We start from the raw sequence: 21,321 nt of genomic DNA on the forward strand, positions 1-21,321 counted from the left end.
GACCGAAGCAGGCGTTAATCCGCTGGAGAGGGGGAGGGCGCCTCCGGGAGGATGCGCTCAATGGCGGCTTGCAGGCGATCGAGCTGGTCGTTGCCAAAGGCAAGCTCCACGACCTGGCCCTCGGCGCTCACCAGGGCATACGTCGGGAGCGCTCGGACGAGGTAGGCCTCGGTCAACGTGCGCTCATGATCCAGGTACACCGGTGCGTGACGGGAGGGGCCATCGGCAAAGAAGGCCCGCACGACCTCGGCCTCCTCATCGCTTACCGTGATGACCTGAAGCCGGTCCCCAAAACGTTCGTTGAGTGCGGCAATGCGAGGCTCACCAAGTTTGCAGGCCTGACACCAGGTGGCCCAGAAGTCCACGATGTAGGCCGTCCCCTTCAGGGCATCGGGGGTCATCGACTCGCCATCGACGCTGCTCAGCGCAAAGGTCGGGGCGGGAGCGCCTACCAGGTGACGGCGAGCAACCTCGTCCGGCTCCGGTGACGCGCGCAAGGTCAGGGTGCGCGTGAGGGTCGCCTCTCCTCGCTGCACGCTGAGATCCACGCTCTGGTTCAGGCGTTTGCCGCGGATCAGGGCCTGAAGTTTGCCCGCCGTGCGAACCGGCTCCCCATCGACGGCCACCACACGATCGCCCGGCTGGAGGTTCGCGTCGTCGGCTGGCGAGGTACGCAGTACCTCATTGACCAAAACGCCAGTGCCATCGCTGGATCCCAGAATGATGCCCAGCCAGGGGCGTGCCATCGGGCGTGCAAAGGATGGGCTTTCGGCGAAGCTCGATGCCGCGGGCAGGCTGAGCGCGGCGCCGCCCACCATCAACATCAACAGAGTTCGTTGGAATAGCTTGTGACTCATAAGATTTCTGCTCTAGGTTCGGCCAGTGTGCCCCTTGATAGCATGCGCACTCGGCGGTCGCGAGACTGCCGACAGAATGAGTCGACGTGAGAGGTAGGTGATGTGTTCAAAACCTAAGGCCATGACCTGGTCAGGGGTAGTTGCGCTAATTAGTCTGATGGTCGTCGCTACGACGCCTTCGCTGGCCTGGGCGTCATCGTCTGGCGAACCCGCGCCACGCTGGCCGATGCTTTTGGCCGGTGTTGTGTTGGTGGCCGGCGGGCTGGCGCTGATGACGCTGAGAGGAGCCTGGTTTGAGCTTTCCTCGCGCGCAAAGCTCTGGCGAGTCGTCGGGGTTTTGCTCGCCGGCGTGGGGTTCTACGGCGTCCTCTTCGGCGCTACCGAGCCCCCTCCGGGTGGCGAGCGGGTCGTATGGATGAGTTCGTACACCGAAGCACGTGAGCTGGCACAGGAGCGCGGTGTGCCCCTGATGATCGACTTCACCGCCGACTGGTGTCTGGCCTGTGGAGAGCTGGAGCGGGAAGTGTTTGAACATCCCAGTGTGCGCCAGCGCCTGGAGCAGGAGATTGTCGCACTCAAGATCGATTACGACGCCGGCGATGCGGAGACTATCGCGGCGATCGAACGTTTTGAGGTTTCGGGACTGCCGCGTGTGGCCTTTGAGGGGGCCGATGGAACCTATCTGCGAGGTGCCAGCTTCGAGGGCAAGCTCAGCGTCGACGAGTTTCTCGCCAGGCTCGACGCGGCGCTGGAAGGGCAGGATGCCCAGAGTGAAGGTTGGCTGCAGAGCACCCTGGATGAGCGCGGCCTCTGGGCGGTCTTCTTGCTGGTCTTTGGTGCCGGTATCCTCTCGAGTTTTGCTCCCTGTGTATACCCCCTGATCCCCATTACCATCGGGGTGTTTGGTGCTCGTCAGGCCGCCAGTCGTCGCGAGGCATTTTTGCTCAGTCTGACCTATGTTTCGGGCATTGTTTTGACCTACTCCGCACTGGGGGTGATTGCGGCCAGTCTGGGCACGGTATTCGGTGGGTTCTTACAGCATCCGATGGTGCAGCTGGGCATCGCCGGGCTCTTCGTCGCGTTGGGATTGGGAACGTTGGGCGCCTGGGATATGCGCTTGCCCGGCGGGCTTCAGACGCGGCTGGGACAGGCCGGCGGGGCCGGTTTTGCCGGCGCGTTCGTGATGGGACTGGTTGCCGGCGCCATCGCCGCTCCCTGTATCGGTCCGGTGGTTGCCGGAATCCTGGTGTATGTTGCGCAGCAGGGCGACCTGGTGTTGGGGTGGTCGCTGCTCTCGGCGTTTGCGCTGGGGCTGGGACTGCTCTTTTTAGTGCTGGGCACCTTTTCGGGGCTGATTCAAAAGCTGCCGCGCGCCGGTGGCTGGATGGAGGGCAGTAAGGCGGTTTTTAGTGCGGTCTTTTTTGGACTGGCAATCTTTTATGCGCGCCTGGCGCTGCCGGTGCTGGTCATTGCCAGCGAGCGCGTCTGGTTGGCACTGGCTTCGCCGCTGCTTCATTGAGGAGCCTGGCCGCGGCCAAATGGCGCAGCCAGGGATGATGGATTCGCTGCTTGACGCTAAAGGGGGCGTGTATAAGTTGGGCGCGATTTGGCCCGGCTGCGCGTGCCCACGCTCCGCGTATCGGGGGGAAAGCCCCCTGAATACGGGTCATCTTAAACCAGACAGTGGCGTGCCTTCAGGCCCTGCGTGTATCGCGTATGGGCCCGAAATGTTACGCAAGCCTGAGCCATCAGGAGGTAAAGAGCTCATGCCAATCTACGAGTACCGTTGTGCCAGCTGCGATCATGTTTTCGAAGAAATCCAGCGCTTCTCCGATCCCGATCCGGAAGTGTGCCCCAGTTGCGGTGCGCCCCAGGTGAGCCGGAAAATCTCGGCAAACTCCTTTCAACTCAAGGGAGGAGGATGGTACGCGCAGGACTATTCAGGCTCATCGTCCACCTCGTCGAACCCTTCCGGCGGCGGTGGTGGTGAGGGTTGAGCAGGAATGCTGAAAAAACGTTTGGTGATTACTGGAAGGTGTCTAGGATTGCCGCTGACAGATGAAGAGGGCCGAACAGGTCGATGACCCGCAAGGGATGCGGCGTTTGTCGGTTCGGCCCCGGGGTTCTATTGAATCAGCAAGGAGAGACCAAAATGGGCAAGATGATCGGAATTGACCTTGGTACGACCAACTCGGTGGTCGCTGTGATGGAGGGCAAAGAGCCCAAAGTGATCGCCAATCAGGAGGGTGCTCGCACCACGCCTTCGGTCGTGGCGTATGACGAGAAGGGAGACGTGTTAGTGGGGCGCGTGGCCAAAAACCAGGCCATCACGAACCCGGAAAATACGATCTTCTCGGTCAAGCGCTTTATGGGGCTGAAGTTCAACGAGCTGAAAAACGAGACGGATCGTGTCCCCTACAAGGTGGTCTCCTCGGACAATGGCGATGCTCACATTGAGCTGCGCGGCAAGAAGTACAGCCCTCCGGAGCTCTCTTCCAAGATCTTGATGAAGCTCAAAGAAGCGGCTGAGAACTATCTTGGCGAGCCGGTGACCGAGGCCGTTATCACGGTGCCTGCGTACTTCAACGACGCTCAGCGTCAGGCCACCAAAGATGCCGGGCGCATCGCTGGCTTGGAGGTCAAGCGTATTGTCAACGAGCCGACCGCCGCTGCGCTGGCCTACGGACTGGAGAAGACCGAAGAAGAGCTCATCGCGGTGTACGACTTCGGCGGTGGTACCTTCGATATCTCCATTCTGGAAGTTGGCGAAGATGTCATTGAGGTCAAGAGCACCAACGGCGACACCCATCTGGGTGGCGATGACGTCGACCAGGAGATCATCGACTGGTTGATCTCGGAGTTCAAAAAAGACACCGGCATCGATGTCTCCGGCGACAAGATGGTCCTGCAGCGGCTGAAAGAAGCCGCCGAGAAGGCCAAGATCGACCTCTCCAGCGTGCTGGAGACCGATATCAACCTGCCTTTCCTCACGGCAGATCAGAGCGGTCCGAAGCACCTCAATATTAAGTTGAGCCGGGCGAAGCTCGAGGCGATGATCGAGCCGATTATCGCACGCACGCTGGAGCCCTGCCGTAAGGCGCTTGAGGATCGCAACCTCAAAGCCAGCGATATTGATGAGGTCATTCTCGTCGGTGGCTCCACGCGCATCCCGCTGGTTCAGAAGAAAGTCGCGGACTTCTTTGGGAAGGAGCCTCATAAGGGCGTCAACCCGGACGAAGTTGTTGCCCTGGGGGCCGCGGTGCAGGCCGGCGTTCTCAGCGGAGACGTCAGTGACATGCTTCTGCTTGATGTCACGCCGCTTTCGTTGGGAATCGAAACTAAGGGGGGCGTGATGACCACGCTTATCCCGCGTAACACGACGATTCCGACCAAGCGCAGCGAAGTCTTCAGCACGGCGACGGATAATCAGACCTCGGTAACGGTCCACGTGCTTCAGGGTGAGCGCCCCATGTCCGGTGATAACCGTACGCTGGGCAAGTTCAACCTTGATGGGATTCCGCCGGCGCCGCAGGGGGTACCGCAGATTGAGGTTGTCTTCGATATCGACGCCAACGGTATCGTGCACGTCTCGGCCAAGGATAAAGCCACCGGCAAGGAGCAGAAGATTCGCATCGAATCTTCCAGCGGTCTGGCCGATGACGAAGTCGAGAAGTTGGTGCGAGAGGCCGAAGAACACCGTGAGGGTGATAAGCTCAAGCGCGAGCAGGCTGAGCGTCGCAATAAGGCCGAGGCGATGATCCACTCCGCTGAGAAGACGCTTGGCGAGTTTGGTGATAAACTTGACGCTGGCGCCAAGTCGGAGATCGAAGGCAAGGTCGAGACGCTCCGCAAAGCCGTGGATGCCTATGATGATGCGGGCATTAGCGCGGGCATCGAAGAGCTTGAAAAGTTGATGCACAAGGCTGCTGAGACGATGTACCAGGCCACCGGAGAGGCTCCGGGTGGTGAGGGTGGTGCGGATACCTCGGGCAAGGGCGGCGATGACGATGATGATGTCATTGATGCCGAGTTCGAAGAAGCCAAGTAAGGCGTCATATCCCGAGCTGAGAAGCGCTCAGCGGGCTTGAGCCCCTAGCGTCGGGAAGTGGCCGATGACAAAAGCCAGCGAGGCATTCCTCGCTGGCTTTTGTTATGGTGGTAAGCCGTTTAGAATGCACCTGTTGAGTTCGGCCAGCACGATCGCCCTCAAGGGCTGGAGTAAGACCTATGCGAAAAAACACACCCACGACTGGACGTCAGGCCTCAGTTGAAAGCCACCAGTTAGACGATGGCGCTTTTGAACTCGTTGTCGACGAGGCTGCGCCACCTATGGGAACAGCCGCTGGAGCCGCCAGGGGTTCAACTGCAAGCGCGGGTGAGTCCAGGGGGCGTGGGCTCATCGCCCTGGGCATTGTGGGAGTGGTGGGGATTGGCGCCGCAGTTGCTATCGGTATGGCGCTTTCCGGAGAGGCCGATGAGCCGGCCGACGTGGTGCTCGACGAGGTTCCTTCGTTTCGGGCGTACGGAGGTAGTGGCGCGCCTGCTGCGCCGAAAGCATCGCCAAGGCCCGAGGTTCGCATCGGAGCGAAGAGCGCCAAAGAGGCCGAGACGGTCTATGATGAGCCTGAAGAGCCAGACTGGCGCATTTCGGAAGTGGATGTGATTGGCAAAGAGATCGACGGCAAGAGAATCATTGCGGATTCCAGCGGGGAACCGATGTCGAAGATTGAGGCCGAGATTCGCGCTAAGAAAATGGTCCAGGCCATTGATGAGTCGGAGTACGAGTTTGAACGGCGTGCGCGGGTACGTGACGCAATCAACTCGCGCTTGATGGTTCCAAGCCGAGAGGGGATCGGTCGAGTTGAGGTTGCTCCAGGGGTTCGTCTCGGGGAAGGGCTTCAGCAACGCCTTAGAGAAAAGTACGGCCAAACGGATGCTCCGATTCAGCAGCGACGGAAGGCCAACTTCTTGGAAGAGGAGGAGGCGTTTCTCGAAGACGAAGCCGAGTACTTTGGCGACGAGGACTTGTTGGACGAAGAGTACTACGAAGAGGGTGAAGTCATGCCTGAGGATGAGTCCTGGGACGAGGTGGCTTACTGACCAGACGCCATTTATTTTAGCGCGGTGGCAAAAAAGCTCTTGACGGCTCACCTACACTGGCATACATTCCATCTCGTTGTCGCCGAGGTGGCAACTGACTCCTAAGCGGGAGTAACTCAGTGGTAGAGTGCAACCTTGCCAAGGTTGAAGTCGCGGGTTCAAATCCCGTCTCCCGCTCTCAAAAGCCCCGAAGCTAACGCTTCGGGGCTTTTTGTTTGTCGTTTTCGCTGAGCTGGCAGGCTTCATATTTTTGTTCGTTTTTTGCGTGAAAGCTGTTGACAGGTTCGGTCCTCAGGCCTATAACCCATCTCGTTGTCGCCGAGGTGGCAACTGACTCCTAAGCGGGAGTAACTCAGTGGTAGAGTGCAACCTTGCCAAGGTTGAAGTCGCGGGTTCAAATCCCGTCTCCCGCTCTCAAAGGCCCCGAAGCTAACGCTTCGGGGCCTTTTTGCGTTTGGGGTGGTTTTGATTCGGGGGCGAGGGTCGGTCGACTGTAGGACAGGCCACATTCTGGGATGGGGAAGGGGATGCCTAAGAACACGTATGGTGGCGACGCTGCGAGCGTCTGAGGGTGTTCTGGATGCGACCGACCGGAGCGTGCGTCAGAGGTGCCTGGGAGTTCTCAGGGGAAGTGGAACAGATCGGCACGGAGAAGCCAAGGAGGGGCGAATGTGGCTCTACCTGCGTATGGTATGCGGCGTGGGCTCACGGGGCGCCTCAGGAGGTCAGGTGGGTGTTTCCGACCGGGGGGGGGCTCCACCAGGTCGCCATCGCGGGTCAGTAGGGCGAGGTGGATGGCAAAAAAAAGCCCCCGACTGAAATCGGGGGCTTTTTTCAAGCATCTGGCACCAGTTACTCGGTCATGCCGACCAGGTCGGCGAGGGGATCGTCGCCGGTGATCATCGATTTGACCTTCTCAGCTGCCGGGCTGTTCTTTTCATGAAGTTTGATCGTGCCGTCTTCGAGCGCTTCGGTAAGAGCGCTGTCCACGAAGTGGCCGGGAGCTTCCAGCGGGTTAACAAAGAGGAAACGCCAGGGGCCCAGGAACTCGGCGACTTTCTCGGCGCGGATCTCGCCTTCGAGCTCCGTGCGCTCTTCCGCGGTGAGTTCGCCGGCATCCTTGCGCTCGCTGAGACGAATCACGGCCAGAGTGTTGTCAATCTTCGCAACGCGCGGCAGCAGCGGGGCGGCTTCGGTCAGGTTGAAGACTTCGATCATCAGCTCGGAGTTCTTGCCGAGCCGGGGAATTTCGTCCCAGCTGCGTCCGAAGTTCATGCCCGCGAGCTGTGCACGGAACATCGCCGGGATTTGCTGGCCTTCCATGGTGAACTCGCCGGTCTTCTCAACGTTGAGGCTCTGCCAGAGGGTGGCTTCTTCTGCGGCGTCTTCCTGCAGGGCCACTTCTTCGCGGATCGCCGTGAGAGCCTCCTCCAGCGAGCTCTGGTCGGCCTGGGCACGGGCGTGAAGTTTCTGTGCCATCTGCGCGCCACGCTCTCCGACCAGATCTTCTCGAAGCAGGGTCTGGGCAATTTCGTCCTGAACTTCGGTGATCTCGGGAACGCCGGCTTCTTCGCGTTCCTCGACCTTGATGAGCATGCGGGCGAAGTCGGTTTCGACCTCGCGGACCTCACCGACGTTGACGCCTTCGATCGCTTTGGCGATCGCGCTGTCCAGGTTCTCCGGGGTGGTCCAGTCCATCAGGCCGCCCTGGCTCTTGGCATAGTCTTCGGAGAGTTCGGTGGCGACGGTGGCGAAGTCTTCGCCGGAATCCACCACGCGCTTCTTCGCGTCTTCGAAGCGGGCCAGTGCGTCGGCGTCTTCGGTCTCGTCGGAGGGTTTGGTGATGTAAATGCGCCGGATGCGAACGCGCTCATCCGTTTCGTAGTCGGCGCGGTTTTCTTTGAAGTACGTGGCGATACGATCGCCATTGGCGGCGATGAACGCGGCGATGGCCTGATCGCTGAGATCGAGGGCCTGGGCCATCGTCTCTTCGTTGAACTTGACCAGCTCCAGATTCACCCGGGTATTGCGCAGTTCGTTGAGTTCATCGATTTCGGCCGGGGAGGCGGAGACCTGCATGTCGAGCATGGCCATGTATTTGCGGGCGAGCAGTTCGCGGCGCTTGAAGTTCTCGTAGCGCTGCAGCGGCACGCTGAGGCCGAACTTGACGTAGCGCTCGTAGAAGGGGCCATCGAATTCACCGGTGCGGCCGTAGCTGCTCAAGAACTCCACATTTCGTGAGCCGTCGGTGATGTAGGCAGCAAACTCTTCGTCACTGACACGCAGGCCGGCTTCTTCGGCACGGTTGGCCAGGACGTAGGTGGCCAGGACGGCTTTAAGCGCGGTGGCCTGCTGCTCGTAGAAGGTATCGTCGAGCGTGGTGGAGCGGTTGGCGCCGTAGTAGCGGTTGTAGATCACGTTGACATCTTCGGTGAAGATCTCCTCACCGCCGACCGTGGCCAGGTGCGCGCGCGAGCCGGACGGGCGGCAGCCGTCGGTGGGCACGCCGAAGAAGACCGCGAAGACGACGATCAACAGACCGACGAGAATGTACGAGAAACCGCTTTTGGTGGCGCGGCGCATTTGATCGAGCATGGGGACGTTACTCCTGCGACAATTCTTAACGAGGGCCGACGGCGCAACGCGTCTCCGTGACGGCGTGCGCAAACCAGGACAGGGGGGAATCAATGCCTGGTACGATAGGTTCAATTCCGCCGGGCGGCTCAAGGCGGGGGATGTTAACGAGTCGAGATCAGGATGGCAAGCACGTGCAGGGCTTGCACCGCCGCGACGTAACAGCCTGTAAGTACGCTTTGGAAAAGCAGGCGCACAACGTTGGAGCGTGGTCTTTTCGCTTGTCTTGCTTTAACCTTCTTTGTTAGTCGACGGGCTGCTTGAGCGCCCCAATCAGGGAGCAGGTCTGCTCGCAGTTGGCGAGTTTGCCGTCGAAGCACGTCACGTACAGGAAAGCAGCATGTTCAACAAGCTCCTCGGCCTCTTCAGCGATGATCTGGCCATCGATCTGGGTACGGCCAACACATTGGTCTACGCCAAAGGCAAGGGCATCGTCTGTTGCGAGCCCTCGGTGGTCGCCGTGCAGCGTGACGCGCGAGGAAGCAAGCGCGTCAAAGCTGTGGGACGAGTCGCCAAAGAGATGCTCGGGCGCACGCCCGGAAGCATCGTGGCGATTCGGCCGATGAAGGACGGTGTCATCGCCGACTTCGAGATTACCGAGGCGATGCTGCGCTACTTCATGGGGCGCGCGCATCACCGGCGAAAGCTCTACTCACCGCGGGTGATTATCTGTGTACCTTACGGGATCACCGAGGTGGAAAAGCGTGCGGTGCGCGAGTCGGCCCTGCAGGCCGGTGCCCGCGATGTGTATTTGATCGAGGAGCCGATGGCTGCGGCCATCGGCGCCGGGCTTCCCATTGCCGAGCCTTCGGGAAACATGATCGTCGACGTCGGTGGGGGAACCACCGAGGTCGCGGTGATCAGTCTTTCGGGGATCGTGTACTCCCAGTCCGCACGTGTGGGCGGCGATAAGATGGATGAAGCGATCGTCCAGCACATGAAGCGCAAGTACAACTTGCTCATTGGTGAGCGCACCTCCGAGATGATTAAGTGCACCATCGGCACGGCCTATCCGACCGAAGATGTGATGACGATGGAGGTCAAGGGGCGCGATCTTGTAGCGGGTCTTCCGAAGACGTTGGAGGTCAACTCCGACGAGATTCGCGATGCGCTTCAGGAGCCCATTAATGCCATCGTGGAAGCGGTGCGCATTGCGCTGGAGCGGACTCCTCCGGAGTTGTCCGCTGATATCGTCGACAAAGGCATTGTTCTGGCCGGGGGCGGGGCGCTGTTGAAGAACCTCGATATCCTTTTGCGGGAGGAGACGGGGCTTCCGGTGCTGATCGCCGATGATCCGATGTCGGCCGTTGTTTTGGGCAGCGGGCAGGCGCTGGATGAGATGGAGCTGCTCAGCGAGGTTGCCGATCATACGCATTGATAGACCTCGGACCTCGTCCACTCGCCGCCTTGATACCTCTCCCTTAGCGTGAGTGCGTGCAATGCTCGCATTGCTTGAACAGCATCGCCGCAAGATTGTGGCCCTGGTATTGCTGGTGGTGCCCCTGGTGATGATCGCGACGTCGGCGGGGGCATCACTGGGAGATGAGAAGTCGGCTCCCGCGCGTTTCGCGGCGGTGCCGATGGGCTGGACCCAGTCGAAGATTGCAGCAGTGATCGGCGTTGGCGGCTTCTGGTCGGGCTGGGGGCAGGCGGACGTTGTCGAGGAAAATGAGCGTCTGCGTGAAGAAGTTGCGCAGCTCCGCGAAGAAAACACGCGGCTGATCGGGGTGCTTCAGGAAAACGGCCGGCTACGCGAGCTGGTGGGTTTTCAAGCGCGGCGTCCCGAGCATCAGCTGGTGCCGGCCCGGGTTATTGGACGCGACATTACGCCTTACTTCCGCGTGCTCAAGGTGCAGATCAGCTCTGAGGCCGAGTTAAAGCCGCGTATGCCCGTGGTCAGCGCGCAAGGGGTTGTGGGACAGATACACCAGGTGTTCGAAGGCTACGCGGATGTGGTGCTGGTTTCGGACCCGCGTAGCAGTATCGATACGGTAAGTCAGCGCAACCGGGCGCAGGGCGTGGTCGAGGGACTGGGCCACGAGCGCGATTACCTGGCGCGGGTCTCGTACCTCTCGGAGGGCGATGAGTTGCAAACAGGGGATGTGATGGTGACCAGTGGGATGGGAGGGATCTTTCCCCGGGAGCTCATTGTCGGCACGATCTCCGAGGTGAGCGAATCGCGGCGAGGCCTCTTTCAGGAGGTGATTGTTACGCCGGCGGTGGACTTTTCCAGGCTGGAAGAGGTGTTTGTCATCACCGGTGCGGAGTAGACGCGATGCCGACGCTGGTGCTTGTGGCGATGGCCTGGCTGCTGCTCGTGATTCAGGGCGCGCTTGGCGGGCTTGTTGGCGAGTGGGTCGTTCCGCAGATCGGGATCGCGCTGGTGGTGTTTTTGGGACTGGAGCGGTCGCTGGTACGTGGAGGCGTGGTTTTGCTGGCGCTGATGTGGCCGGTGGAGTGGTTTGTGACCGGGGTGCCAGGTGTCTACAGCTTCGCGCTGGTGGCTGTGTTTTTCGTGATGCAGCTGTTGCGGGGCCGTGTTCAGCCGACCTGGGGCATCGCCCGCGGGGTGGTCGCGGCGCTGGCGACGCTTGGTCACAGTCTGATGATGTTGCTCGTGTTCACGCTCTCGGAGTCCAACGCGCGGGTGATGACATCGATCGGCTGGCAGATGTGGGCCAGCGCTTTTTCCACGGCGCTGGCGACGTTGGTCGTCGGGCGTTTGCTCTCCCGAATGGACCGGGTGATGGACCCGCGGCGAGGGCGTAACGTGTTGGAGTTTCGACCTTAACGCCAGCGGTGAGCGGTCGGCAGGCAGGGCAGTACAATGGCCATCAGAGAACTTCCAAAGCGGGGACGTCGCGGCGAACTGGCGGAGTACGATCAGCGCTACGGTTGGGCGCTTGCGGTGGTGCTCCTGGCGTTTGGCATGATTGCGTTGCGCCTCTGGCAGCTCCAGGTCGTTGAGGGGGAGCGCTACTATCGAGCCGCCACGGAGAACATCATCCGGCAGGTGGAGGTCTCGGCTCCGCGCGGAAAGATCCTGGATCGCAACGGGGTCGCGCTGGCCGAGAATCGCCCCTCGTTTGATGTTTATATGGTGCCTCATATCTTTCGGCGTCATGCGGATGAGACATCGTATGAATTGTTAAGGCAGTACATGAACCTTTCGGACGGGGAACTCACACGCATTCGCTCCATGGTGGAGTCGAACCGTGGCGAGCAGCTGATCCGTAGGGATATCTCTCGCCTGGAGGTGGCCCGGCTGGAGGAAGATCGACTGCGCCTGCCCGGGATTGAGGTGCGAGCTCAGGCGCACCGCCATTACCCCTTGCACCATGTTGGGGGTCACGCGGTGGGCTTTGTCGCGGAGGTCGGTCGCAGCGAACTTCGTGATCTTGCCCCTTATGGCTATCGCGCCGGCGATCGGGTGGGGCGTATGGGACTGGAACGCGCCTTTGAAGAAGTACTTCATGGTTCGCCGGGGCTCGATCGCGTGGTGGTTGATGCCCGGGGGAACCGGCAGGGGGAGTCGCAGACGAGATTTTTGATCGGGGAGTATCAGCGGGTTGAGCCGGTGGCCGGACGAGATGTTGTCTCGACGCTGGATGCCGATTTGATGGTGATCATTGATGAGGCCATGCGAAAGTACGCGGCCGGGGCGGTGGTCGCGATTGACCCGCGTGATGGGGCGGTGCGGGCGCTTTACAGTAAGCCGCATTTTAATCCCAACGCCTGGTCGGGACGGCTCTCGGCGATGGAGAAGATGCGCAGCGACAACGACCCCTTTAAGCCGATGCTCGATAAGACGGTGAGCGCTTACTTTCCGGGGTCGGTCTATAAGATCGTGGGGACCTGGGCGGCGCTGCACGACCATATCTACGAGCCGCACGACGAGGTGGATTGTCCCGGCTACTATAACTTCGGGGGGCGGCGCTGGCGCTGCCACAAGTGGGGAGGGCACGGAGATGTCGACGCGTACACCTCGATGGCGATGTCTTGCGATGTCTACTTTTATCAGCTCGCCGAAGAGATGGGCATGGATCGCATGGCGGAATTTGCCAGGCGCTTTGGGTTTGGCGAGCGCAGCGGGCTACCGATCAACCACGAGTCGGCCGGGCGTATCCCGGATACCGAATGGTATCGTCAGCATGGGCCCGACGGGTACACCCGGGGGATGGACCTGAACTCGGTGCTGGGGCAGGGCGATACGCTGACCACCCCGTTGCAGATGGCCCTGGCCTACGCGGCGATCGCCAACGGAGGCGACCTCTACTATCCGCGACTGGTGGAGGAGATTCGAAATGCCGGTGGCGAGACGATCTTTGAGTACGAGCCCCGGGTTCGGAAGACCCTGGGGATTGAGCCGGAACACCTGGAGGTGTTGCGCAAGTCGCTGTGGATGGGCGTGGAGGATGATATTGGCACGGCGTCTCGCGTGCGCCTGTCTCATACGCAGGTTGCAGGCAAGACGGGCACCGCCCAGGTGGCAAAGATCGGCGCGGTGAGGGTAGCAAACCGCGATAAGGAGATTCGCCTTCGCGATCACGCCTGGTTTGCAGCCTACGCACCCTACGAGAACCCCGAACTTGTGCTGGTCGTCTTTCTGGAACATGCCGGCTCCGGAGGGAAGGAGGCCGCGCCGGTGGCGATGGAGATCTACGACCGCTACTTCACGCGGGATGATGACTACGACGCGTTGAGTTTGCGTGTGGGTCAGAAGGCGCTTCCCGAGGCGATGCGCGAGCCCTCCGCACCGCCGATTGAAGAGCCTGCCCAGGCCGAGGAGCCTGTCCGGGACGAGGAGCAATAGATGCGAATGGGACCGAAAACCGGCTTCGCGTCGCTGGCCGAGCGCATTGAGTGGCCGCTGGCGATCGTTGTCGTGCTCCTGGCGGCGCTGGGGCTTTTGAATCTGCGCAACGCGTCGCTTAACTTGCCGGCGTCCTTTCATCTGACGCAAGCGCTCTGGTACCTGATCGGTACCGGGGTCGTTGCGGTGGTCACGGTGATCCGTACCCGCTTCTTTCAGCGCTGGGCCTATGTGGGCTACGGGGCGGTGATCTTGCTGCTGATCGCGGTGGCGATCTTTGGCACCGTGCTCAACGGCTCGAAGCGTTGGTTGAGTTTCGGGTCGTTTCTGATGCAGCCATCTGAGCTGCTGAAGATCGCCGTGATCGTGGTGACCGCGCGCTACTTTAATGATCGTAATAAAGAGGGGAGCTACGCGTTGCGGGAGCTGGTTGCGCCTACCGCCGTGGTGTTGGCAGGCGTGTTCTGGGTGTTTAATCAGCCGGATCTGGGTACGTCACTGGTGATTCTGGCGATCTACGGGGCGATGGTCCTCTTTGAAGGAGTGCGTTGGCAGAGCCTTATGGCATTGGCGATCGCGGGCATCATTGCTTTGCCACTGGGCTATACCTTCGGGCTCAAGGAGTACCAGCGCGACCGCATCAGCTCGTTTATGAACCTGGACGCGGACACCCACGGGCAGTCCTGGCAGGTGCGTCAGTCGATGATCGCGTTTGGCTCCGGGCGCCTCTGGGGCAAGGGGCACGAAGAGGGGACTCAGGTGCAGAAGGGGTTTGTGCCGGAGCAGGAGAACGACTTTATCGCCGCGAACTGGGGGGAGGAGCGGGGATTTATGGGGATGCTGCTGCTGCTGGGGCTCTACTTCGCGTTTATCGCCGCAGCGCTCAATGTGTCGCGCAAAGCCCGCGATCGCTACGGGGTTCTGGTGGGGGTGGGGGTGGCGGCGCTCTTTTTCTGGCATACCGTGGTCAACCTGGGGATGGTCACCGGGATGTTGCCTGTGGTCGGGTTGACGCTGCCGATGCTCAGCTACGGGGGCAGTAGTCTGTTGACGATGTTGGCGGCGGTGGGGCTGCTCTTTAATGTGAGTTTTCATCGGCCCTCTTATGGATGAACGAGTGTGGCGATGAGTGAGAAGAGCGCTGAGCAGCCGGGGCGAGAGAACCTCTTGATGCCGGGTCAGGGGCGTTGGGAGGGGGGCGAAGGCCAGCCCATCATCGAATTGCAGGACGTGTATAAGAGCTTTGGTGAGGAGCATGTACTGCGCGGGCTCAACCTGAAGATCTGGCCCGGGAAGATCACGATCATCATCGGGGCGTCGGGCTCGGGAAAGAGCGTGCTCATCAAGCACATGAATGGGTTGCTGCGTCCGGATAAGGGCACGGTGCGTCTTTTCGGCAAGGATGTTTCGGAGCTCGGCGACCAGGAGCTCGATCGGCTGCGCAAGCGTATCGGGACGATGTTTCAGAACTATGCGCTCTTTGACTCGATGACGGTTCGGGAGAATGTGGCCTTTGCGCTGGTGGAGCACGGGACGATGTCCCGAGGGGATGCCGAAGCGTTGGCCGCCAAGATCATCACGGAGCTCGATCTGGGGCATGCGCTGGATCAGTATCCCGCGACGCTTTCCGGAGGGATGAAGAAGCGGGTGAGTCTGGCGCGGGCTATTGTGACTAACCCCGAGGTGGTGCTTTTTGATGAGCCCACTACCGGGCTGGACCCGGTGATGATGGAGTTTGTCGACAAACTCATCGAGGAGATCACCGAGACGTACGAGCTGACCAGTGTGTTGATCAGCCATGACCTGGCCACGATTTTTCGGATTGCCGATCAGGTGGCGGTGCTCGCCGAGGGGCAGATCGTCAGCGTAGGGACGCCGGAGGAGATTCGGGCGAGCGACGATGCGCGCGTTCAGGAGCTGATCGGGGGCAAGGCCAAGTCCCAGATCGAGGTTCATGAGGCCGATGGCGCCGATGGCGAGGAGATGCTCGTGCGGCTATCGGGGGTGCACAAGGGCTGGGGAAGCAATCAGGTGCTGCGTGGCGTGGATTTTGAGGTTCCGAAGGGAAAGCTCACCACGCTGATCGGGGGCTCGGGCTCGGGTAAGAGCGTCATGATGAAGCACCTCCTGGGGTTGCTTAAGGCCGATCGGGGGAAGGTGGAGGTGTTTGGAAAGGACCTCGCGACGCTCCGAGAGCGCGAATTGCGCGAGTTGCGCACTCGCGTGGGGATGCTCTTTCAGCACGCGGCGCTCTTCGATTCGATGAGCGTACGTGACAATGTGGCCTTTCCGCTGGTCGAGCGCCGAGTATGCAGCCGCCAGGAGGCCAGAGAGCGGACTGACAGGCTCCTGGAGCAGCTAAAGCTCAGCGAGATTGCGGATGCCAGTACGGTGGACATTTCCAGCGGTCAGCAGAAGCGGGTGAGTCTGGCGCGGGCGCTGATTACGGAGCCCGAGCTGCTGATTTACGATGAGCCGACCACCGGTCAGGACCCGATCATGTCGCTCTACGTGGAGGAGATGATCATGGAGGTGCAGGAGAAGTTCGATGTGACGAGCATCGTCATCAGTCACGATATGGCTTCGGCGTTTCGTACGGCCGACGTGATCGCGATGTTGCATAAGGGGGAGATCATCGCGTATGGGCCGCCTCAAACCATCGCAGAGAGTGAGGATGAGCGGGTGCGCAACTTCGTTTATGCTGCTGACGTGGCTGAGCAGGAGCGTCAGGCCGCCGCGCGGCGAGAAGGGGGCCTCGAGGCCTAGTGGTCGTCGCGGCGCGTGAAGCGTTGGGCGTCGCGTACGTTGTATTTCTCAAGCACTGCATTAAGGTTTTGTTCGAGATCAACGTCCAGCGAGTTTGCCAGGGCGAGCATGACAAAGAGCATGTCGGCGAGTTCTTCGCCGACGTCACCCAAAGCCTCGGTACGCTTTGGAGGCTTGTCGCCGTGGAGATGGTTCACGACTCTGGCTAACTCACCGAGTTCTTCCGTGAGGCGTGCCAGGTTGGAGAGGGGGCTGAAGTAGCCCTCGTCCCATTGGCTGATCCAGTCATGGACCAGAGATTGAAGTTCCGGAAGCGACGCGTGTGTTTTGTTCATGTGTTGTTTTGGGGATCTTGAAGGTTGTGGTTTAGGGTTTGAGTTGCCTGAGAAGGAGGCGAGATGGCAGGTCCGGTCGTGGATGCGGTGCGTTTTGTGGACGTAGCCGGTGTCGATGAAGTGGTCGAAGGCGAGGGAAAGATCGTTTTTGTAGGCGCGCGTCGGCTCGCCCTGTTTCGTGATGGGGAGGACGTTCACTGCATTGAGAACCGGTGCCCGCATGCCGGTGGATTTTTGGGGTTGGGGCGGGTAGAGGGCTGTCAGGTTCGCTGCCCGCGGCATGACTGGGCGTTCGATTTCACCACGGGCGATTGCTTGAGTGACCCCCGCTACGACGTACGTCGTTATCCGGTACGTGTCGAGGGGGGGCGGGTGTTGGTTGGGGTCGCCGAGTAGATAGGGTGCAGGCAGCTCAGCCGCGCAGCGCCCGGGTAAGAACGCCGGCAAAGCGTAGCGCTCCCGGGTTGAGCTCGAAGCGGGTAAGTTGCTCGGCGACTGCGGCGGTGTTTTTGGTGGTCACAAACCAGGGGGGCTTTGGAAAGGACTTAAAGGGACCTCGGACGACGCTCTTCTGCGGGCGATCAAAGAGGAAGGTGTTGTGCACCACGCCGATGCCTGAGCCGATGTCCTGGTATGTGTGTCCGGGGAAGGCGCCCCAGGGGGTAACTCCCAGGCCATAGCTGATGGCGGGCCAGTGGTTGATGACGACGCTGCCGTAGCGGAGCTTGGCGATGGCCTGCTCCAGGGCTGCCGCTTCGGCACGCTGAGTGCGCGGATCGATGAGGATGGCCGCGCTCAGGGTGCCCCAGAGCGTCTGGTTGCAGAAGTTGGTGGCGGCGTTGAGAAAGTCTCCGACCGAATCGGCAGCGATTGAGGTTTCGCACATCACGCCGCAGAAGGACTCGGTGGTAAAGCAGATGTTGTCGGAGTCGTCGGCGGGTACGTTTGGGATCAGTCCCCAGGGGAGGAGTCCGTCATCGCGCGGTCCGAAAAGTTCGGCGCGATCTTGATTGGCGTTTACAAAGGAGTCGAAACGTTGCTCGGCGCCGGGGTAGTAGGCCACGCGTTTTTCGATACTGGAGAGTACGGCACGCAGGCGCTGGAGGAAGGGCTCGCGCTGGGGCCAGGACTTCTGAGTAATGAGCACTCGGGCAGCGTTGCAATTGAAGCCGCCATTGTTGGCGAGTTGCGTGGCCACGTTTTCGGCCTGGAATTGGAGTTCGCTGTCCGACCAAAGGCCCGGAACGACGATGATGGGGCTGACATTGCCGAGTTCGCTGGTGATACGCTTGTCGATCAGGCGCTCGTCGCGGGTCTTGCGGGCCTGGCCTTCAGCGCCGGTGCCATAGACGATGGCGTCGTGGGTGCGATCGCTACCGGTGATGTGAATCTCGTCGACCCCGGGGTGTTGGCAGAGATAGGCGCCCACATCGGCGCCTCCGTAGGCCATGGCGAGAAAGCCTCGCTCGATGAATTCGGCAAAGGCCTCTTCGATGAAGGGGCCCAGGTAGTCGTTGACCGGGTTCATTTTGAGGAGGCAGACTTGTCCCTCGGCGAAGAGCTTGTAGACGACGTCTAAGGGGCCAATGCTGGAAACGTTGCCGGCGCCCAGAACCAGGGCCACCTGTCCCTCGGGCAGATCTTGATCATAGAACCCGGCAGTATGCTCCGTCAGGTTCTCGGGGGTGATGCCGGGCTCCATCCATACTTCGGCGGTGAACCCCTGGTACATCAGTTTGTCGAGGGTGCTGAGGGGGAAGACGTCGACGACTACCTGGCCGTCTCGACGCGTGCGCACGGCTCCGGGTTTCAGGACGGGTTTGCCATGGGTGGCGATCGCTTCCAGAGTGTCGATGAGCAGGCGTAGGTTGCGTGCGATGACGACGGGGCCGCCGAGCCATTCTTCTCCGGCCAGCGGTGAGCCCTCCGGGATGCGTTTGGCGCGTGTCGCGGCGGCGACCTGTCGGGGGGCGACATCGACCGAGCGCCGGAGGAGCCGTCGCGCCATCTCGAGTTTTTCGGTCAGGGGGAGCCGGGCCCAGGCGTCGGCGTTGTCACGGAGCACTTTCAGGCGGTGATCGAGCTCACTGGCGTGGGCCGGGCGTGCCGGGTGGTCTGGCGAAGGGGGGGAGGTGGTTGTGGCCATGGCGAACTCGTCAACGTGGGGCGCTGGTGTCGAAGTAGGGTTGTCTGCGTGGAGAGAGGTTAAGACGTATGAAGCGCCCTGGCAATGTATGCTGTGGAAGTTGCATGTGTGTGTGTGGCTTTTGGTATATACTGCGCTGACTTATCATCGATAGCTGCAATGCTATGTGTTTGAGTGAAGATGTCAGAATTTTGATTGAGGAGTGATGATGCGAGTTCTCTCCGTTGGCTACTGTACTCTCGACCAGATTGGAGTGGTGGAGCCGACCCGTCGCAGTGAGAATCGGCGCGAGCTTTCAACTTTGTCGGTGCAGGGGGGCGGGACCGCCGCGACTGCAGCCGTGGCGTTGGCGCGTTGGGGCGCAGACGTTCGTTTTGTGGGAGTGGTGGGGGATGATGAGCGCGGCCGGCAGATCGAACGTACGCTTTCGGCGGTAGGGGTGGACACCTCGAAGGTAGTCCGACGCCGGGGGCAGATTAGCCAGCTCTCGATGGTGATGCTCGATCCGGAGTTGGGACGTCGGTTGTATGTGACGCCCGGGAACGTTGCGCCCCTGGCGGTGGATGACGTGAATGAGGCGTGGCTCGACGGTATCGATGTGTTGCTGGTCGATGGTGCGTATCCTCAGGCGCAGCTGCTCTTGGCTCGCAGGGCCAGGGCGCGCGGCGTGCGAGTGGTGGCGGAGCTCAAAGGGGTTGCGCGAGACGTTGCCGAAGAGCTGCTGTCATTGGCGGACGTGGTGGTGAGTTCGGAGCGCGTGGCCAGTGACCTGAGCGGGGTGGGGGCGCTACGCAGCATCTGCAAAGAGCTTGTGGAGCGGGGGGCTGGACGCGCGATCATCACCCTGGGTGTGGAAGGCGCGGCGGGTATGGATAACGACGGGGAGCTTCTACGGGAGGAGGCTCGTCGGATTCGGGAGGTTGATGTGACCGGAGCCGGAGATGTGTTTCTGGCCGGGGTGGTCCTGGGAGAGTTGCATCGGTGGCCACTTGCTCGCACGTTGGCCTTTGCCAACGTCGCGGCCGCGCGCTCCTGTGAGGGACTCGGTGGCCGCAGCTCGCTTACCACGCGCGAGGGGCTGGAGGCGATGCTGGGTTAAAGACGATGACGTCGTATCAAAAAAAGACCGCGCCCAGGCGCGGTCTTTTTTATTCAGCTGGCGTCGAGCTGGTCGACGATGGTCGGTCGGGCTCAGGAGCGCTTCCCGCGTGGACCTCGTGAGCCGCGTCCGCCACCGGAGCCGCCCCGGCGTCCGCCCTTGGAACCACGTCCGCCGCCGGAGCCGCCGCGGCGTCCGCCGCCTTTGGAGCTGCGCCGGGCGCGGCTGGACGGTTTTTGCTCAACATCGCCGATCTGGACGGCCCAGAATTCGGCACTCTTGAGCGCGTCGACCAGCTGGCGCTGGGTGCGAATCTCGTCATCGAAGAACGTTGCGTAGCGGCCGACGCTCTTGACGTCGTCACTCGGATCGGAGCCTCCGACGGTGTTCAGTCCCATGAAGGTGGCTGCTTCCAGAGCGAAGTTGTTCTGGAGGGCTCCCACGCGTGGGTTGAAGACTTCGACGGCGCTGAGGCGATCAAAGGTGAAGACGTGATCGCCCATGTTGAAGGGGATCTCAAGATCGTAGGGACGCGCGGCGATCGTGACGCCGTTGTGTTTCTCAAAAAGTTGCATGACAGCTTCGGCGGCGGGCGTGGTCATGTAGGTGATCGCACGCCACTCCTCGGCCAGGTAGAAGCTGTCAATCTCAGGCACAAAGCCCAGGAGGATGCCGCGGTCGGTGGGGATTTCGACGCCCACAAACACCGTGAGTTCGGGGAACTCCTCGCGCGCCAGGTCAAGCAGGCCGTTACTACCGGCGGTGGAAAGCGTCTCGCAGAAGGCCACCGCGTCGAGGCCGGCGTCGCGGGCCTGGCTAAGCACCTGGCGCGCCGAGACGGAAACGCCTTTCGAGCGGTCGGATTTGGCGTGAAGATCAATCAGCATATAAGTCGTCTTCGTCTAATCAGTCTGAATGGGCCGCGCTGGGGCCGCTGAATCGGAGGTGTCGTAGAAGTTGCGCGTCGCCCGAAGATGCGGGCCGGTGGTGGGTTTCCCTCCGGCGCAGGTTCAGCGCTTCGGTGGCACGCTAGCGTCCGAGGCGTCGTCTGTCGAGTCTGGCGAACGATTGGGAGTGACATCGATGACATCGCCACCGCGCTCAAAGGGAGAACGACCAGCTCCGTTCGCGAAGGGCGAGGAGCCGAAGTGCTGAGAGCCCTGAGAGATGAAGAAGGACGATGTGCCGCTCTCCAGGGCGTGTTGGAAGCGGCCGCGAATGGCACGCTTCAGCGGCGCGCGGAGTGGGGGGATGAGCAGCATGAGCCCAACGACGTCCGTGAGCACGCCGGGGGTGATTAAAAAGACGCCGGCAACAAAGACGGCGAGCCCATCAAGCAGGCTGTCGGCCGGGATTTTGCCGGTGCGTAAGTCCTCCTGAATGGCGTGCCAGGCGCGCAGGCCTTCGAGCTTGCCCAGCACCGCCCCAAGCAGACCGGTAGCTACCACCAGGCCGATGGTTGGCCAGAGCCCGATGAGTTGGCCCAGCGGAATGAGCAACGCGAGCTCAATGAGGGGGATGACGGTAAAAAGGAAGAGCAGTTTAAGCAGCACGGCTTCTCTCAGTGGGTC

The 21,321-nt window shown here is 61.1% G+C and carries 18 protein-coding genes and 2 tRNA genes; 14 read left to right on the forward strand and 6 right to left on the reverse strand.

The features are described from left to right. Positions 1-14 precede the first annotated feature (14 nt). Entirely contained in the window at positions 15-857 is an 843-nt protein-coding gene (locus tag DL240_RS04860) for a redoxin domain-containing protein (protein WP_111728753.1), read from the reverse strand. A 100-nt stretch (positions 858-957) separates the two neighbouring features. Here DL240_RS04860 and DL240_RS04865 point away from each other — a divergent pair, with 100 nt between their 5' ends. The 6 genes from DL240_RS04865 (at position 958) to DL240_RS04890 (ending at position 6,370) form a co-directional block, all read left to right on the forward strand. Beyond that, entirely contained in the window at positions 958-2,376 is a 1,419-nt protein-coding gene (locus tag DL240_RS04865) for a cytochrome c biogenesis protein CcdA (protein WP_111728754.1), read from the forward strand. A gap of 247 nt (positions 2,377-2,623) precedes the next feature. Further along, on the forward strand, positions 2,624-2,854 hold the full coding sequence (locus DL240_RS20860) for an FmdB family zinc ribbon protein (protein ID WP_111728755.1): 231 nt from the start codon (positions 2,624-2,626) through the stop codon (positions 2,852-2,854). A gap of 155 nt (positions 2,855-3,009) precedes the next feature. Beyond that, complete coding sequence (gene dnaK / locus DL240_RS04875; protein ID WP_111728756.1) at positions 3,010-4,905, forward strand: molecular chaperone DnaK; 1,896 nt, start codon at positions 3,010-3,012, stop codon at positions 4,903-4,905. Between the two features lie 179 nt (positions 4,906-5,084). After that, positions 5,085-5,957 (forward strand): hypothetical protein, encoded by an 873-nt coding sequence (locus tag DL240_RS04880; protein ID WP_146618108.1) that lies wholly within the window; start codon positions 5,085-5,087, stop codon positions 5,955-5,957. Between the two features lie 105 nt (positions 5,958-6,062). After that, positions 6,063-6,134, forward strand: a tRNA-Gly gene (locus tag DL240_RS04885). A gap of 164 nt (positions 6,135-6,298) precedes the next feature. Next, positions 6,299-6,370 (forward strand) — tRNA-Gly (locus DL240_RS04890). Positions 6,371-6,809: 439 nt separating this feature from the next. Here the strand turns inward: DL240_RS04890 and DL240_RS04895 are convergent. Next, entirely contained in the window at positions 6,810-8,552 is a 1,743-nt protein-coding gene (locus DL240_RS04895) for a peptidylprolyl isomerase (RefSeq protein ID WP_111728758.1), read from the reverse strand. A gap of 379 nt (positions 8,553-8,931) precedes the next feature. Here DL240_RS04895 and DL240_RS04900 point away from each other — a divergent pair, with 379 nt between their 5' ends. The 6 genes from DL240_RS04900 to DL240_RS04925 all read left to right on the forward strand — a co-directional run bounded on the left by DL240_RS04900 (position 8,932) and on the right by DL240_RS04925 (position 16,170). Next, entirely contained in the window at positions 8,932-9,969 is a 1,038-nt protein-coding gene (locus tag DL240_RS04900; protein ID WP_111728759.1) for a rod shape-determining protein, read from the forward strand. 61 nt (positions 9,970-10,030) lie between these two features. Then, positions 10,031-10,861, forward strand: a complete 831-nt coding sequence (gene mreC, locus DL240_RS04905; RefSeq protein ID WP_111728760.1) for a rod shape-determining protein MreC — start codon at positions 10,031-10,033, stop codon at positions 10,859-10,861. Between the two features lie 5 nt (positions 10,862-10,866). Continuing rightward, positions 10,867-11,382 carry a hypothetical protein gene (locus DL240_RS04910; RefSeq protein WP_111728761.1) on the forward strand — a complete coding sequence of 172 codons (516 nt, stop codon included), beginning with the start codon at positions 10,867-10,869 and terminating at the stop codon, positions 11,380-11,382. Positions 11,383-11,418: 36 nt separating this feature from the next. Continuing rightward, positions 11,419-13,404 (forward strand): penicillin-binding protein 2, encoded by a 1,986-nt coding sequence (gene mrdA / locus DL240_RS04915; RefSeq protein ID WP_111728762.1) that lies wholly within the window; start codon positions 11,419-11,421, stop codon positions 13,402-13,404. Further along, positions 13,405-14,517, forward strand: coding sequence for a rod shape-determining protein RodA (gene rodA, locus DL240_RS04920; protein WP_111728763.1), 1,113 nt, complete (start codon positions 13,405-13,407; stop codon positions 14,515-14,517). 12 nt (positions 14,518-14,529) lie between these two features. After that, positions 14,530-16,170 carry an ABC transporter ATP-binding protein gene (locus DL240_RS04925; RefSeq protein WP_111728764.1) on the forward strand — a complete coding sequence of 547 codons (1,641 nt, stop codon included), beginning with the start codon at positions 14,530-14,532 and terminating at the stop codon, positions 16,168-16,170. Here the strand turns inward: DL240_RS04925 and DL240_RS20935 are convergent. Then, complete coding sequence (locus DL240_RS20935; protein WP_111728765.1) at positions 16,167-16,505, reverse strand: nucleotide pyrophosphohydrolase; 339 nt, start codon at positions 16,503-16,505, stop codon at positions 16,167-16,169. The two genes, DL240_RS04925 and DL240_RS20935, sit on opposite strands and share 4 nt — an antisense overlap. 63 nt (positions 16,506-16,568) lie before the next feature. On the opposite strand from DL240_RS20935, the gene DL240_RS20940 reads away from it, so the two are divergent. Then, positions 16,569-16,901: a Rieske (2Fe-2S) protein gene (locus DL240_RS20940; RefSeq protein WP_111728766.1), complete on the forward strand. Its 333-nt coding sequence runs from the start codon at positions 16,569-16,571 to the stop codon at positions 16,899-16,901. A 16-nt stretch (positions 16,902-16,917) separates the two neighbouring features. On the opposite strand, the gene DL240_RS04940 is transcribed toward DL240_RS20940, so the two are convergent. Beyond that, a complete protein-coding gene (locus DL240_RS04940) occupies positions 16,918-18,651 on the reverse strand; it encodes an aldehyde dehydrogenase family protein (RefSeq protein WP_111728767.1) in 1,734 nt (577 codons plus the stop codon). A gap of 208 nt (positions 18,652-18,859) precedes the next feature. On the opposite strand from DL240_RS04940, the gene DL240_RS04945 reads away from it, so the two are divergent. Next, positions 18,860-19,750, forward strand: a complete 891-nt coding sequence (locus tag DL240_RS04945; RefSeq protein WP_158542359.1) for a carbohydrate kinase family protein — start codon at positions 18,860-18,862, stop codon at positions 19,748-19,750. A gap of 92 nt (positions 19,751-19,842) precedes the next feature. Here DL240_RS04945 and DL240_RS04950 read toward each other — a convergent pair whose 3' ends face one another. Further along, positions 19,843-20,637, reverse strand: coding sequence for a PHP-associated domain-containing protein (locus DL240_RS04950; protein WP_111728769.1), 795 nt, complete (start codon positions 20,635-20,637; stop codon positions 19,843-19,845). A 123-nt stretch (positions 20,638-20,760) separates the two neighbouring features. After that, positions 20,761-21,303, reverse strand: coding sequence for an FxsA family protein (locus DL240_RS04955; protein ID WP_111728770.1), 543 nt, complete (start codon positions 21,301-21,303; stop codon positions 20,761-20,763). Positions 21,304-21,321 lie beyond the last annotated feature (18 nt).

Origin of the sequence: Lujinxingia litoralis, from assembly GCF_003260125.1 — a bacterium.
GTDB lineage: Bacteria > Myxococcota_A > Bradymonadia > Bradymonadales > Bradymonadaceae > Lujinxingia > Lujinxingia litoralis.